The organism is Saccharopolyspora taberi, assembly GCF_039534165.1.
Lineage (GTDB): Bacteria > Actinomycetota > Actinomycetes > Mycobacteriales > Pseudonocardiaceae > Saccharopolyspora_D > Saccharopolyspora_D taberi.
This window is the reverse complement of the sequence record NZ_BAAAUX010000011.1, coordinates 545,056-557,664: the sequence shown is the minus strand read 5'-3', so window position 1 is coordinate 557,664 and position 12,609 is coordinate 545,056. Positions and strand designations below refer to the sequence as shown.

General features: G+C 69.8%; 12 protein-coding genes. 7 read left to right on the top strand and 5 right to left on the bottom strand.

All coding sequences use genetic code 11. The features are described from left to right. Nucleotides 1-85: 85 nt before the first annotated feature. Nucleotides 86-964: a helix-turn-helix domain-containing protein gene (locus ABD691_RS11650; protein ID WP_344679594.1), complete on the top strand. Its 879-nt coding sequence runs from the start codon at nucleotides 86-88 to the stop codon at nucleotides 962-964. A 119-nt stretch (nucleotides 965-1,083) separates the two neighbouring features. Here ABD691_RS11650 and ABD691_RS11645 read toward each other — a convergent pair whose 3' ends face one another. From ABD691_RS11645 to ABD691_RS11635, 3 genes are all read right to left on the bottom strand, one after another. Further along, nucleotides 1,084-1,626: an SMI1/KNR4 family protein gene (locus ABD691_RS11645; RefSeq protein ID WP_344679593.1), complete on the bottom strand. Its 543-nt coding sequence runs from the start codon at nucleotides 1,624-1,626 to the stop codon at nucleotides 1,084-1,086. After that, nucleotides 1,626-2,456: a poly(ethylene terephthalate) hydrolase family protein gene (locus tag ABD691_RS11640; RefSeq protein ID WP_344679592.1), complete on the bottom strand. Its 831-nt coding sequence runs from the start codon at nucleotides 2,454-2,456 to the stop codon at nucleotides 1,626-1,628. Before ABD691_RS11640 ends, ABD691_RS11645 begins: the two co-directional genes overlap by 1 nt. Before the next feature lie 210 nt (nucleotides 2,457-2,666). After that, a complete protein-coding gene (locus tag ABD691_RS11635; RefSeq protein ID WP_344679591.1) occupies nucleotides 2,667-4,067 on the bottom strand; it encodes an MFS transporter in 1,401 nt (466 codons plus the stop codon). 261 nt (nucleotides 4,068-4,328) lie between these two features. Between ABD691_RS11635 and ABD691_RS11630 the strand changes: the two genes are divergently transcribed. Further along, entirely contained in the window at nucleotides 4,329-5,366 is a 1,038-nt protein-coding gene (locus tag ABD691_RS11630) for a nucleoside hydrolase (protein ID WP_344679590.1), read from the top strand. Nucleotides 5,367-5,400: 34 nt separating this feature from the next. Then, complete coding sequence (locus ABD691_RS11625; protein WP_344679589.1) at nucleotides 5,401-6,360, top strand: ribokinase; 960 nt, start codon at nucleotides 5,401-5,403, stop codon at nucleotides 6,358-6,360. Between the two features lie 114 nt (nucleotides 6,361-6,474). Here ABD691_RS11625 and ABD691_RS11620 read toward each other — a convergent pair whose 3' ends face one another. Further along, complete coding sequence (locus tag ABD691_RS11620; protein WP_344679588.1) at nucleotides 6,475-6,792, bottom strand: LysR family transcriptional regulator; 318 nt, start codon at nucleotides 6,790-6,792, stop codon at nucleotides 6,475-6,477. Nucleotides 6,793-7,017: 225 nt separating this feature from the next. Further along, a complete protein-coding gene (locus tag ABD691_RS11615) occupies nucleotides 7,018-7,527 on the bottom strand; it encodes a MarR family winged helix-turn-helix transcriptional regulator (protein ID WP_344679587.1) in 510 nt (169 codons plus the stop codon). Between the two features lie 258 nt (nucleotides 7,528-7,785). Here ABD691_RS11615 and ABD691_RS11610 point away from each other — a divergent pair, with 258 nt between their 5' ends. The 4 genes from ABD691_RS11610 to ABD691_RS11595 all read left to right on the top strand — a co-directional run bounded on the left by ABD691_RS11610 (nucleotide 7,786) and on the right by ABD691_RS11595 (nucleotide 12,597). Then, a complete protein-coding gene (locus ABD691_RS11610; RefSeq protein WP_344679586.1) occupies nucleotides 7,786-8,832 on the top strand; it encodes a 2,5-dihydroxypyridine 5,6-dioxygenase NicX family protein in 1,047 nt (348 codons plus the stop codon). Beyond that, nucleotides 8,829-9,635: a maleate cis-trans isomerase family protein gene (locus tag ABD691_RS11605; RefSeq protein ID WP_344679585.1), complete on the top strand. Its 807-nt coding sequence runs from the start codon at nucleotides 8,829-8,831 to the stop codon at nucleotides 9,633-9,635. The genes ABD691_RS11610 and ABD691_RS11605 overlap by 4 nt, the downstream gene beginning before the upstream one ends. Nucleotides 9,636-9,866: 231 nt before the next feature. Beyond that, nucleotides 9,867-11,138 carry an FAD-dependent oxidoreductase gene (locus ABD691_RS11600; RefSeq protein ID WP_344679584.1) on the top strand — a complete coding sequence of 424 codons (1,272 nt, stop codon included), beginning with the start codon at nucleotides 9,867-9,869 and terminating at the stop codon, nucleotides 11,136-11,138. Nucleotides 11,139-11,175: 37 nt separating this feature from the next. Beyond that, on the top strand, nucleotides 11,176-12,597 hold the full coding sequence (locus tag ABD691_RS11595) for an MFS transporter (RefSeq protein WP_344679583.1): 1,422 nt from the start codon (nucleotides 11,176-11,178) through the stop codon (nucleotides 12,595-12,597). Nucleotides 12,598-12,609 lie beyond the last annotated feature (12 nt).

Below are 12,609 nucleotides of genomic sequence, written 5' to 3'. Positions count from 1 at the left end.
GCGGCGAGCGGACAACCAGTGCCCTCTGCGACGGTAGGACTGCCAGTACCAGGCAGAACGGCAATCCAGCGAACACAATGGCCGAGTGGACGAGACTCTTGGCACGGCACTGCGCCGCTGGCGCGACCGGCTTTCTCCCATCGACATCGGGCGGAGTTCGCGGCCCGGACGACGTGCGGTGGGGTTGCGACGCGAGGAACTGGCCGAACTCGCGGGGCTGTCGGTCGACTACGTGGTGCGGCTGGAGCAGGGGCGCGCCACGAACCCTTCGGCGCAGGTCGTCGCGAGCCTGGCCAGGGCACTGCAACTGGAACCCAGAGAGCGCGACTACGCCTACCGGCTGGCCGGTCTCCTCCCTCCGCAGGAGGGCACGATCTCCACGCATGTTCCAGCGGGGGTCCAACGAATGCTGGCTCGCCTCGGGGAGTTCCCCGTGGGCGTGTTCAGTGCCGACTGGACCTTGCTGTCCTGGACTCCCGCATGGGCTGTGCTGCTGGGCGACCCCAGTGCACGGACACACGTCGAGCGGAACCTGGTGCGGTCGGTCTTCGCCGAAGGGCCCAGAGGGCTCGCGGCCTGGCCCGTGCTCCAGGACGACGACGCCCTGAACCCCGCCCTCGTCGCCGACCTGCGCACGGCTCTCGTCGACTACCCCCACGACCGCGGACTGATCGACCTTGTCGCGGAACTGCGCTCCACCAGCGCGGAGTTCGCCCGGCTGTGGGACGAGGGTGCGGTGGGTCCGCACGTATCGGCTCGCAAGATCATCGTGCACCCCGAGGTCGGTGAGGTGACGTGCGACTGCGACGTGCTCACCGTCCCAGGCTGCGACATCCGGCTCGTCGTCTACACGGTGGCCGCGGGTTCCGCCGATGCGGAAAAGCTGGAGTTCCTGCGGGTCACGAACGGCGCCCGCGCCGACGGCTCATCGTCTCCGGGGTCCGGTCTGTTCTCCACGCCGTAACAATCGGGCGTGCGGACCTCGTCCAGCCAGCAGAGGTCATCACACCCGTGATCTACCAAACGGGACCTGATCAACATCCACGGGACATGCCCTAGCGCCACCCCTTCGCCGGGATCGGGTCAGCCTTGGAGCATCTTTTCGTATTGCCGGTGGATATCGCGGAAGAGGCCGAAGAAGTTGTCCGTGTGGGGATCGCCGGATTCCGGCCATGGGAACCAGAGGACGGGGAGACCGCCGTCGGTGACAGGGCCGTCTTTCCAGATGGCGAAGACGCTTGTGCTGCCTTCGTCGAAGGTGATGGGGTAGATCTGGTCACGCGGAGGTATGAACCCTGCTTCCGGCGGCAGGGCTTCGTAGTAGGGGTTCAGGATGTTGTTGTCGATCTCGTCCCATGCGGGGCCTTGGCCGAGTTCTTCGGTGCTGAGGAGGCTGCCGCCGAGATGGAAATCGGGCCATCCGTTGCCGTAGCCGAGGAACGCGCGATGTTGGGGGTCGAGGGGGTGTCCGAGGCGCGCTTCGGCCGCGGTCAGCTGCTCCTCGGTGGCCGGCGGGTGCGGGATCGTCCACGGGAAGAGGTCGTCGACTTCGGCGACCCGCTGCCGCAGCAGGACCATTTCGGCGATGAGATCGGGCCAGGGCGGGATGTCGTCACTCGAGCCCATCAGGTGTGCGGGCAGTTTCCTCGGAAATCGGAGGTCGTGGGGTCCTTCGGGATGGGGCATAGGAACTGCTCGTAGCGGGTGTCGTTGTCCACGAAGCGTTTGAACCAGGAGATGCTGTATTTGAAGGTGGTTACGTTCGGTAAGGCCGGTCCGGCATGGCCTCCGCCGGCGATCTCGACATATGCCTTGTTCAGGTCCGGGGACAGCTTGTCGTAGAACGCCTTCGCATGCGTCTGAGGCGGCGCGATGAGATCGCCCTGGCCGGCGACGATGAGCGTCGGCGTGCGGATGCTTGAGTAACCACCGCCGAGGTTCCACGGGACCACCGGGACGGCCGCCTTGAGATCGTGGTAGCGAGCGGCCGCCTCCAGCGATCCGCCGCCTCCCATCGAAATGCCCATCACCGCCAGCCGGGAACCGTCGATCCGGTCCTTGGCCGGGCTTTTTTCCACCATGTACTTCAGAGCGGCCAGCAGCTGGTCGGCCCGGGCGGCGGGGTGGTCGAAAAGCCCGTTGGTTTCGATGGTGAGCACGACGAACCCCTGCGACGCCAGCCGGGGACCGGCCCAGCGCAGGGACAGTTCCGATTGGGTGAAGCCGGGTGCGACAGCGATCGCACCGAAGGTGCCCTGGCTGGTGTCGTTCGGGAAGTGCAACGTGCCGCCGCCGAATCCGTTCCCGCGCGGCACCGGAACCTCCGTGACGGCGAAGGCGCCCCGTTCCGCCTCGATGCTCGCCATCGTGGGTTCCGGGCCCCGTTGATAGGGGTTCTCGGCGCTGACCGCGGGGCCGGCGGATGCCAGCCCCGCGGTCAGGAACAGGGTGGCCACGGAGACCACAGTGGACATTGTTCGGCGCCATTTTCGCATGCTCACCGGCCTCCTCGGTGCGGTATCCGGGAGAAGTGAAACGCACCCCTAATGGCCGGTCAACGGTTTTGCGGATTACCGGGGAACAATTGTCACACCGCTTCGAATTCAAGCCTCGGCGACGCTCATATTCTGGCGCAACTCTGCCATTTCCCTTGTCGGAGGGGAACATCAGCCGTTCTGGTCGTCCGGGGTCTTGATGAGCAGTGCGGCCACCAAGGCGAGGGCGACGAAGCCGCCCGAGGACCACAGCGCGGCGTGGAGGGCGTCGAACGTCGGCGCCCCGTCACCACTGACCGCGGTCACGACGCTCGCGGAGACCGCGATGCCCAGCGAGGCGCCGATGCCGAAGCACGCCCCGTTCAACCCTGGCAGCGAACCGGGTTTGTCCGCCGGTGCGGAATCGACGGCGAGACCGTTGAGCGAGGTCAGCAGGTAGCCGGTGTAGGTCACGCCGAGCACGGCCAGCGCCGCGAACGTGATCCAGGACGACTGCGGGAACAGCACCAGCGGCACGAAGGCCGCGGCGGTGCCGACCGAGCCGACCAGCACCGATCGCCGCCAGCCGATGCGGGGACCGAAGTGCCCGGCCAGCGGGGCCGCGACGGCGCCGAGCGCGGAGGCCGGGACGAGGAACAGCAGCGCGGACATGGTGGCCGACAGTCCGTACCCCTCGCCCTCGGCCTGGGTCAGCAGCGGGATGGTGAAGTTCAGCATCCCGAAGACCCCGGCCAGGGTGAACACCGTGCACAACAGCAGCGGCCAGCCCCGCCGCGAGGCCAGGACCGAGGTGTCGATGATCGCGTCCCGCGCGGACCGTTCGGCCACGGCGAACAGCACGAGGGCCAGCACTCCGCCGACGAGCAGCACGAGCGTTGCGGGGGAGGTCCAGCCCCAGCTGCCGCCTTGGTTGAGCGCCAGCAGGACTCCGGTCAGCCCGATGCCCAGGAGCGCGGCGCCCTTCCAGTCCATCCGCCCGGTCGAGACCTCGGTGGCGGGCACCCGGAAGTACACCACGACGATGGCGACCAGCGTGATCACCAGCGTGATCAGGAAGATGCCGCGGAATCCCACGCTGTCGGCCACCGAACCGCCGATGAGGGTGTCGACGCCCGCGATGCCGCCGTTGACCGCGGTGATGATCCCCATCGCCCCGCCGAACTTCCGCGGCGAAAGGGTTTCGTGCAAGGTCAGGTAGGCGAGGGTGAACGCCGCCGCGGAAACTCCCTGCAGGATCCGGCCGACGATGAAGATCTCGATGGTCGGCGCGAAGACGCAGGCGGCCTCGCCCAGCACCGCCACCGCCAGGGTGGCCAGCAGCATGCGCCGCCGGCCGACGTAATCGCTGAGCCGCCCCAACGTCACCTGGCCGATCGCGGCGAACAGGAAGAACAGCGTCTGCGCGAGCCCGGCGGCATCGCTGTCGGTGTGCAGGCGCCGGATCACGTCCGGCAGTGCGGGGGCGAGCATCGTGGCGTTGATCTGGTACCCGGCCACGGCCAGCACCAAAGCCGTGAGCAGCGCGGCGTAGCGGACCGCTGGTGCGGACGACTGGTCGCGAACCGTCGTCATATGAGCCTCCATCGTGGAGAAGACGTGCGAGGGGACAGCCGCTGGCGGATGAATGCCGGTGGTGCGGTGGAGACGGCGGCGTTGTGGGCCGCTTGTCTGACATCTCGACTTACGCTTGACGGAAGGGTCTACCCGTCCCGGCTGCCCGCGTCAAGACGTCACCCCTGGTTTTCCTGGGATGATCTCCACGATTCCCGATCGGCTGGTGTTGACTGGGCGTCGACTTGTCCTTAGCTTGTCTGACATCTGACTCGAGGCGGAGTGCTGACTCGGTCAGCCCGCATCACGGACACGTTCAAGGAGAAGGGCACGCATCCGATGGCGTCCAAGGAAACCCTGATCGTCGACTGCGACACCGGCATCGACGACGCGCTGGCGCTGCTGTACCTGCTCCACGACCCCGAGGTGGAAATCCGGGCGGTGACCACGGTTTTCGGCAACGTCGACGCCACCGTGGCCGCAGGCAACACGCTGCGGGTGCTGGAACTGGTGGGGCGGGAGGACATTCCAGTGGCGATCGGTGCCCGCAGCAACTGGCGTGGGACCGCCGACCTGGCGCCGTTCGTGCACGGAGACGACGGACTCGGCAACACGGGCCTGCCCGCACCGGCAGCCGCGCCGACCAGCGAGCCCGCCGCCGAGATGATCGTGCGGCTGGCCAGGGAGAACCCCGGCCGGCTGCACGTGCTCGCCCTCGGCCCGCTGACGAACCTGGCCACCGCGCTCCTGCTCGAACCGGACCTGCCGCGGCTGGTCAAGCACGTCACGATCATGGGGGGCGCGGTCCGGCATCCCGGCAATTCCACGCCGGCGGCCGAGGCCAACATCCACAACGATCCCGAAGCGGCCCGGATGGTGCTGCGCGCGGGCTGGCCGGTCACCCTGGTTCCGCTGGACGTGACCATGACCGAGGTGTTCACCGAGGACCACGTGGACCGGCTCCGCGGGGCCGGCACCCCGGTCACGAGGTTCGTGGCCACGATCTTGGCGCACTACCTCGACTTCTACGAGCAGAACGTGTTCGGAGCCCGGGGTGCGGCCTGCCATGATCCGCTGGCCGCCGCCATCGCCGTCGGTGACGTGTCACCGGTGCTGGCCCCCGTCGTCGCGGTCGACGTCGACACCGGGGACGGGCCGGGGCGCGGCGCGACTGTCGCCGACATCCGCGGGCAGTACCGGGACTTCCCGGCCCAGCGCGGGGCGGCCGTCCGCGTCGTGCTCGGTACCGAACGCACCTTCCCGGAGCTGCTGGCCGACCGGTTGTGCGGCCGCGCCGGAACCCGTCGACGAGTCGCATGACCGCGGCTGATCGCCGAGCGAGAAAGGACGTGCGATGCCGCGCGCCTCGGAAATCCCCAGCCGCCCCAAGGTGTCCACTGTGGATGTCGTGGTGGTCGGCTCCCTGAACATCGACATGACCGCACGGGTGTCCCGCCATCCGCTGCCGGGCGAAACGGTGCAGTCGACCACCGCGTTGACCACCAGCGCGGGCGGCAAGGGCGCGAACCAGGCGGTGGCCGCCGCGCGGCTCGGCGCCCGCACGGCGCTGGTCGGCCGGGTCGGCGCGGACGCCCACGGCGACAGCCTGTTGGAGGCGTTGCGGGCCGATGGTGTCGACACCGCCCGCATCGGCCGCGACGACGAGGTCGCCACCGGCACGGCTCTGATCAGCGTCGCTGCGACCGGGGAGAACAGCATCATCGTGTCGGCGGCGGCCAACGCGCGGCTGTCCCCGGACGACATCGCGGGCGCCGGGCCTTTGATCGCTGCGGCGCGCGTGGTGTCACTCGTCCTGGAGGTCCCGGTCGAGACCGTGACCGCTGCCGCCCGCACCGCGCATGCCGCCGGCGCTCGGCTGGTGCTGAACCTGTCCCCGGTGACCGACCTGCCCGCCGAGGTGCTGGCGTTGGCCGACCCGCTGATCGTCAACGAGCACGAGGCGCGGGAAATCCTGCAACGCAAGGGATTCCCGGTTCCTCGCGATGCTGTCGAGCACGCGGTGGCACTACTCGGGGTTGGCGCGCGATCAGTGGTGGTCACCTTCGGCGAGAGCGGCGCGGTGGTCGCCGAATCCGGCCGCGCTGAACACATCCCCGGAGTGCCGGCCGAAGCCGTCGACACCACCGGAGCCGGGGATGCCTTCGCCGCAACCATGGCCTGGCGGCTGAGCCAGGGCGACGCGCTGGCCGCCGCCGCGAGATGGGCCACCCGGGTGGGAGCCCGCAGCGTCCAGCACCCCGGCGCACAACCGTCCTACCCCACGCTCGACCACGTGCTCAGCGGCTCGGCGTGAGTGCGCAACCGGGCTCGGGCCCTGCGAGCGCCCAGGTGGGTCGCGGTCGGTACGGGGCCTGGCTTCGAACGCGTCATCCCTGGGCTGGGGTTCGGGTCGCCGTCCGGGTGGCGATCATGACCTTGCTGGCGGGCGCACCGTCGACCGGGACGGTGGCCAGGCCGGCGGCGCAGGCCGCGGACGGCCGGGGTGATGACCAGGTCCTCGACGTACCCGATGATGACCTTGCCTGCCGACGCGTAGGCGCGCGGTGACCGCTGCCTGGCGAGCGGCGTGCAGGAGCGCCTCCGCCTGTGGAAGGAACGCCGCGCCGGCCTCGGTCAGCTGGCTGCCCTGCGGCGTGCGGTCGAACAGGCGGACCCTGGGACGGCTCTCCGGGCGCTGGATCTGGCGGCTCAGCGACGGTTGTGCCAGGTGCAGCTCGGCGGCCACTCGGCCCGAGTTTCGCCTGGGCTGCGACGTTCGCGGCCTTCGACGCGACGTTCACGACCGGGGCCGAACTGGCGGTTGAGGCGGCCCTTCCCAGCTCTGAGGGGCGCCGCCGGGCGTGCATCGTCGCCGGAACCCGGATCGCGCTGGGGATCGTGGCGCGGGCAGCAAGCCGCCGCCCCGGAGGGGACTCCGCTCAGCGCAGCGGAAGACCGGCGACGTTCGCGCTCAGTTCCACTCGTCCGATGCGGCGACACCTTCCCATCGAGCGCCGAGGGCGTTGAGCAGTGCTGCGACATCGATGTCGCCTGCGAGGTCGTCACCGGCAAGCAGTGCCTTGTCGAGTCGGCGGGCTCGGCGGTTCACTTCGGCGAACACCGCCTCGCCCGCATCGGTGAGGGACAGCAGCTTGCGCCGGGCGTCGTGCGGCGACTCGACGCGCTGGATGAGGCCCCGCCGCTCGAGCCTGCGGCACAAGTCGGCCATCGTCGACGTGTCGAGGGCGACGGCGCCGGCCAGCGAGCTCTGGTCGTTGCCCGGATAAGCGCGGACAGCGGAGAGCACCGCGAACTGCGGACCGGTCAGCACCGGGTCGACGTGGCGGTTCCAGGCGGCCAGATAAGCCTGGTACAGGCGGCGGGCGCCGTAGCCGGGGGCGGCCAGCAGGTCGGCGGGTGGCGCCGGGACGTCGGCAGACGCATCCGCGACGCGTCGACCCCTGCGCGCTGGCTCCCCCATTGCGTTCCTCCCATGCGGCTCGGGACCCGTGCTCAGTTCTCCGGGAAATAATACGTGCTCGGACTGATGCGGGGCTGAGGGTGTGGCCGGCGGCGGATGCCGGGCGCTTTGACTCGCCGGGTGCCAGGGTGGGCCGGACTCACCTGCGACGGCGTGGATCTTGCTCGCGGGCGCGCGCGGTAGTCGCAGGTCTCCCGAAAAGCAACTCTTGCGTGCCCGGATAGTACGTGCTCGGATTATATGTGGAGGTGGTCAACGGTGGACCAGAACCTGTTCAACGACATCTGCCTGCAGCAGCTGCGCCTGTCCGGGGTGCACGAGGGTGAGACGGTGGTCGTGCTGACCCGTGGCGGGGAGCGTGCGGAGTACGCCGACGCTTTCCTCTGGGCCGCTCAGCAGTTGGGAGCCGCGGCGTTCCACATGCGGTTGCCCGCGCCGGCGAGTGCCTCGGGGGCGTGGGCCGTGGGCGACTCCGGCCTCGGGAACATTCCCCGCGCGGTGGAAGCCCTCAAGAGCGTCGACATGGTCGTGGACTGCACGTTCCTGCTGTTCAGCAAGGAGCAGTTCGCCATCCAGGACGCCGGTGTCCGGATCCTCACCGCCGTCGAGCCGCCGGAGCTGCTGGCTCGGCTGATGCCGACGAAGGAGCTGCGCGAGCGGGTGGAGACCGGCGCCGAGCTGCTGGCCAAGGCGAGCACGATGCGGATCACCAGCCCAGGCGGTACCGACGTCACCTACCGCCTCGGCGTGTACCCGACGCTGTCCGAGTACGGCTACACCGACACCCCCGGCCGGTGGGACCACTGGCCTGCCGCGTTCGTGTTCACCGGCGGAGCCGACGACGGCGTCGACGGGAAGATCGTGCTCTCGCCGGGCGACGTGCTCCTGCCGTTCAACACCTACGTGCGGACCCCGGTGGAGATCACCATCGAGGAAGGCTTCATCCGGGACATCCGCGGCGGCGCCGGATCGTCCGGGTTGGACGCGGACCTGCTGCGCTCGTACATCGAAAGCTTCGACGACCCGCGCGGTTACGGGATGAGCCACGTCGGGTGGGGCCTCGACGAGCGCGCCCACTGGCACGGCCTGACCCAGTTCCCCGGGGGGATGGGCATGGAGCTGCGCAGCTTCTACGGCAACGTGATGTTCTCCATCGGGCCCAACAACGAGCTGGGCGGTCCGAACGACACCGCCTGCCACTTCGACATCCCGATGCGCGGCAACTCGCTGTACCTGGACGACGAGTTGATCGTCGACGCGGGTGAGCTGACCGTCCCCGAGATGCGCCCGGTCGGCCGTCGATGAGCGCGGACGTGGAAGCGGCGGCGCGCGATCACCACATCGGGATGATCGTGCCCAGCTCGAACCTCACCATGGAGACCGAGCTGCCGCGGATGCTGCGCGCGCGGGAGGAGGCCGAACCGGGGGACCGGTTCGTCTTCCACTCCGCGAGGGCGCGGATGCAGCACGTGACCCCGGAGCAGCTGCGGGCGATGAACGCCCAGGCCGTGCGGGCGGCGGCGGAACTGGCCGACGCCCGTCCGGATGTGGTGGCCACCGCCTGCCTGGTGGCCATCATGGCCCAGGGGCCCGGTTACCACTGCACCGCCGAGGACGACATCACCGGCGCGTTGCGCGCCGAGGGTTGCCCTGCGCCGGTCGTCTCCAGTGCTGGTGCTCTGCTGTCCGGGATCGCCGCGCTGGGCGCTCGCAAGGTCGCGATCCTTGCGCCGTACCTGAAGCCGCTGACCAAGGCGGTGGCGGACTACCTGGAGGACGCCGGAGTCGAGGTGGTGGACGCGTTGTCGCTGGAGGTGCCGGACAACCTCGCCGTCGCGCGGCTGGACCCGGCCGACCTGCGCGAGCACCACCGCAGGCTCGACCTGTCCGACGCCGATGCGCTGGTCCTGTCGGCCTGCGTGCAGATGCCGTCCCTGCCCTCGATCCAGCCGGTGGAGGACGAGGTGGGGATCCCGGTGCTCTCGGCCGCGACCGCCACCACGTTCCGGATCCTGTCCGAACTCGGACTCGATCCCCGCGTGCCCGGCGCAGGCAGGCTGCTCAGCGGAGCTGTCGTCACCCCGGGGTCGCCGACCCACGCGGCCTGACGATCCAGCGCGCGGGGTGCGGGGCCGATCCGCGGTCGGGCCTGGCGCTTCGAAGCCCGGCCGCGATCGGCGCGCCTCGCCCGGCGGCGAGAGCGGATGCGCAGCATCGGCCAGCAGCACCTCGGGCGGAATCCACCTTCAACCAAAACCTTGCACATCCAGGTAGTACGTGTTCGGATCAGCCGATCCGGCGCGGCCGATGGGCGTATCTGCGAAGACGAGGAGGTCGGCGTGGCTGCGAGCCAGTCGTTCGAAGTCGTTGTTGTCGGTGCCGGTTTGGGCGGCCTTTGCACCGCGCTTTCGCTGCGGCAGCGGGGCCTGCGGGTCACGGTGGTCGAGGCGGCACCGCGGCTGGGGGAGATCGGCGCGGGTATCCAGACCGCGCCGAACGCCAGCCGGATCCTCATCGGGCTCGGCCTCCGCGCTCAGCTGGAGCGGGTCCGGACCGAGCCCCAGGACCAGGTCCGCAGGCGCTGGGCGGACGGGAGCATCATCGCCCAGCTGCCGCTCGGGCAGCGGGTGACCGATCACTACGGGGCGCCCTACTGGCACTACCACCGCGCCGACCTGCACGGGGTCCTGCTCGAAGCCTGCCTGTCCCCGGAAGGTCACGGTCCGGTGGTCCAGGTCGCGACCTCGGCGCGAGTGGTCGAGCTCGACCGCGCCGATCCGGTGCGCCCGGCTGTGGTGACCGCCGACGGGCGCCGGTTTTCCGGGGACCTCGTGATCGGGGCGGACGGCATCCGGTCCGCGGTGCGCGATCTGGCCGGGTTCGACGACACCCTGGCGTTCTCCGGGGAAATGGCCTACCGCGCGCTGATCTCCGGCGACCTCGTGGCCGCGGACCCGGCGACCCGGTTCCTCCTGGACCGCTACCACTCCACGATCTGGTACGGCCCGGACAAGCACCTGGTGCATTACGTGATCCGCGGCGGTCAGTACCTCAACGTCGTCGCGATCGTCCCGTGCAGCGAGGCGATCGCCCGGGAGTGGAGCGGCCCGGCAACCGCGGCCGAGCTCGCCGCGGAGTACGCGGACTGGGACGACCGCGTTCCGACCATGCTGGCCAAGGCCAAGGACGAGGACGTTTCGGTTTGGGCGATGTACCGCCGACGTCGCGACCCCGTCTGGGTCGACGGCCGGATCGCCCTGCTCGGCGACGCATGCCATGCGATGCTGCCCTACCAGGCGCAGGGCGCCTCCCAGGCGATGGAGGACGCCGCGGTGCTCGCCGAGGAGCTCGGCAGGGTCACCCGCGACGGGATCGACACGGCCCTGGTCCGCTACGTCGATCGGCGGGCCAAGCATGCGGGCATGGTCCAGGACGCGTCCCTGCGGAACATGGACTTCTACCACCTGCCCGACGGCCCGGAGCAGCGCGAGCGCGACGAGAAGCTGCGCCGCTTCGACGGTGAGTCGGACCTTTCCTACGACTGGCTCTGGAACGGCAGTCCGCTCACGGACCCGGACACCGAGTCCATCCACTACCAGTTCGCACGCTGACGCGTAGCGCCGCCGAGACACCACAACGGAGCGACTCATGCGTACCGGAGACCAAATCGTCCAGGACCTGCCCTGGCGATGGAACGTGCAAGGCAAGATCTTCCTGATCGGCGGCCTGGGCTACATGTTCGACGCCTGGGACGTCGCCCTGAACGGTTTCCTCACCCCGCTGGTCGGGACCGAGTTCGGGTTGTCGCCGGGGCAGAAGGGATTGGTTGCCACCGCCAACCTGATCGGCATGGCGGTCGGCGCGATCGCCTGGGGCACGGTGGCCGATCGCATCGGCCGCAAGCGGGCTTTCAGCATCACGCTGCTGGTGTTCGCCCTCTTCTCCGCGCTCGGGGCGCTCTCGCCGAACCTGGAGACGTTCCTGCTGCTGCGCTTCCTGGCCGGGGTCGGCCTCGGCGGGTGCATCCCGGTCGACTACGCGATCGTCAGCGAGTTCTCCCCCCGCCGCCAACGGGGACGGGTGCTCTCGGCGATGGACGGCTGGTGGCCGATCGGTACCACGCTCGCAGGTGTCTCGGCGACGTTGCTGGTCGCGGTGCCGGGGAACTGGCGCTGGATGCTGGTGCTGATGATCCTGCCCGCGGTCCTGCTGTTCTGGGTGCGACGCGGCGTTCCGGAGTCTCCGCTGTACCTGGTCCGCAAGGGGCGGGAGGCGGATGCCCGCGCGGTCATCGACGACCTCGTCACTCGCACCGGAGCGACGCCGGAGCCCTACGCGATCCCGCAGGCGGTCGCGGAAGACACCCGCGGTGGGGCAGTCGCGGCAACCTTCGACCAGCTGCGGCGGGTGTGGGCCTTCAACCCGCGGATCACGGCGGTGGCGTGGTCGCTGTTCATCAGCGTGATGCTGGTCTACTACGCCGCGTTGAGCTGGATGCCGTCGATCCTGCGAACTCAGGGCTTCGGCGAGATCGCGGCCTTCGCTTCGACCGCGCTGATGAACGCGGTCGGCATCGTCGGCGTCGCGCTGGCCGTGCTCGTCGTGGACAAGATCGGCCGCAAGCGGGTCATCGCCGCCGCCGGGCCGATCACGGCGGTGCTGCTGGTGGTGTTCTCGCTGCTGCTGGGATCGCCCGCCGGGGCGGTGGTGGCGCTAGGCGGCTTCGGCCTGTTCGCCCTGGTCGTCATCCCGGTCATGTACGCCTACGTCTCCGAGCTCTACCCGACGGAGCTGCGCGCTTCCGGTTTCGGCTGGGCATCGTCGTCGAGCCGCGCCGTCACGGGCTTCGCTCCGCTGCTGTTCGGCGGCGTGCTGTGGCCGGTGCTCGGCCTGCCGCTGACCTTCGCCGTGCTCGGTGCGCTCGTGCTGGCCGCGGTCGTGTTCATGATGGTCGCGGCACCGGAGACCAGCGGCCGCGAACTAGACCGGATCGCTGATCCCGCCGCACCGGCGCCCACCACGCCGACGGCCGCCAAAACCGTTGCGACGACGGAGATCTCGGAGCCCTGACGGCGAGATCCG